Below are 1977 nucleotides of genomic sequence, written 5' to 3'. Positions count from 1 at the left end.
TTTCGTATCTGTACCTTGCTCAGGTAGTGCATGTTGTCAGGATCGAAAAGAGGAGAATCCAAATGACGTATTCTGAAGCTTTTGGATGTGCCGTTGTTTTCACGATATCCTTTGTGGAGTAAACTGAACAGCCGGGTTAACGATTCGTGAAAGAAAAAGCCATTCAAGCTCAATTCGTTTCGCAATGGCACCTGCTCCAGATCGCGAAGCATCTCCAATGAATATCCTTTCTGATAAATTTCATCGTCCGTAGGCAGGATATCCAGCTCATCTCTCGACTCGGCATAAAACAGGAACAAAAGGCGATAGACCATCATCAGACAGTCATCCTTTAACCATGTGGCATTGATCGTGTCGTAAGTGAAGTCCTCCTCCCGGGTAAGGTAATGAACAGCCTCGTTTGCCAGTTGCTCCACGGCATGAATCACTCCCTCTTTCAAATCTTTGGTCACCTCGTAGGCTACCTTGTGGGCGTCTTCGTCGAGCTGTTCCATCAACACCATCTCGGCAGTAGGAGCCAGCTGTTCTTTCCCCAGTAAAAGATAGAAAAGGGCGAAGTAATTCTTGTCGATCGAGGCATCGTCAAACAGTATCTCCAAGTCAAATTGCAGGTAGGAGCCGCGAAACCACTTCTCTGCCTCGAGTAAAAAATAGACATTGCCGGCACAGAGCAGGATATATCTTGGGCGTTGATAGGTGGGCAACAGAAATAACTCGCTCACCGCTTTGTTAATCACCATGGGGGAAATACTGATTCCCTCGGGTACGGTGAAAATATCCGCCCATTGCGATCGGTGATACTTTTGCGTTGTGCTTTTCAGATCTTCACCATTTTCTGTCACGTTGTAGCTCTGGTCGAACAGCCCGTCGGGCTCCTCTTCATCTTTGGTTTTGATCATGGCATGCATCTCCATCACCATCAGGTGGGGCTGTTCACCGCGATAGAGGATATGACGTACCGGCAAAACTGCTTTTTCGCTTAGTGGAAACAGATCATCATAATTCGTCTGTTCGGCATCATAACCCAACACATTGAGCACCCTTGTATGAAAGCGATGCGACAGATTGATCTTGTCTTTCGTGCGCAGGTGGTTTTCGACAAAAGTTTGTTTGAGCTTGAAATAGTCGGGCTTCAACCGGTTGACCTGCTGGTTAAACTCCCTGATAGCCTCGCTGCTGTAACCCGATTTCTCAATCACCTTTTTGGAGAAATCTTCATCGAAGTAGTTGCTGGCAAAGTATTCACCGATATTTTGAATGAAATGAATCATATTATTTACCCCAAACATTATTTATTGGTACTGCTTGTAAATTTTTACCTCCGAATCCGCCTAACACATGCTCTCCCGTATACAGCAAAATCCCTTTTTTAAATTTATGGCCTGCCAATTGGGCTAACTTCTTCAATCCTTTAAAGTCATCTGGTTTCAAGGAGGTTTTTGATTTTATTTCGATTCCATAGATCATCTTTTTTTGATCTTCGATCACCAAGTCCACCTCTGCACCTTTGTGCATGCTAAAATGCATTAATTTTAACGGGTCATTGAACCAACTGATCTGTTTCAGTATCTCCATGGCTACAAAATTTTCTACAAAATGTCCTGCCTGTGTTCGGTCTTGCAACAGGTCGTCACCACTATTCTCCAATTGACACAACAGTCCGGTATCGTTTAAAAATATTTTTGGCGATTTCACAAATTGCCCTTCGGTATTAGGAGTCCATGCAGGGATTTTTACAATCATAAAAACTTGTTCCAACAATGCCATATAGCGTTGAAAAGAACTGTTTTTTATTCCTGTCAACCGGGCAATATCAGACATATTGATCGTGCTTCCTACCCTCACACTCAGCAGGTTTAAGATTTTTGGCATGTATATGAGACCATCAATATTGGCCAGGTCTCGGATATCTTTTTGCAGGATAGATTCCAAATAGGCCTGCAACCATTTTGCTCTTCGGCTTTCCGAGACACGGTT

At 43.8% G+C, this 1977-nt stretch carries 1 protein-coding gene and 1 pseudogene; both read right to left on the bottom strand.

Annotated elements, in window-relative coordinates; all coding sequences use genetic code 11:
• Nucleotides 1–1271 (bottom strand): annotated as a pseudogene (locus tag B3Z75_RS13180) (type II restriction endonuclease subunit M); the annotation flags it as partial.
• Nucleotide 1272: 1 nt separating this feature from the next.
• Nucleotides 1273–1977 (bottom strand): ATP-binding protein (locus B3Z75_RS13175; protein WP_294072604.1); only part of this gene is annotated, 705 nt, incomplete at its 5' end.

Source organism: Proteiniphilum sp. UBA1028 (genome assembly GCF_002316955.1).
In the GTDB taxonomy this organism is placed as follows: domain Bacteria; phylum Bacteroidota; class Bacteroidia; order Bacteroidales; family Dysgonomonadaceae; genus Proteiniphilum.
This window is presented reverse-complemented; position numbering and strand designations above follow the sequence as displayed.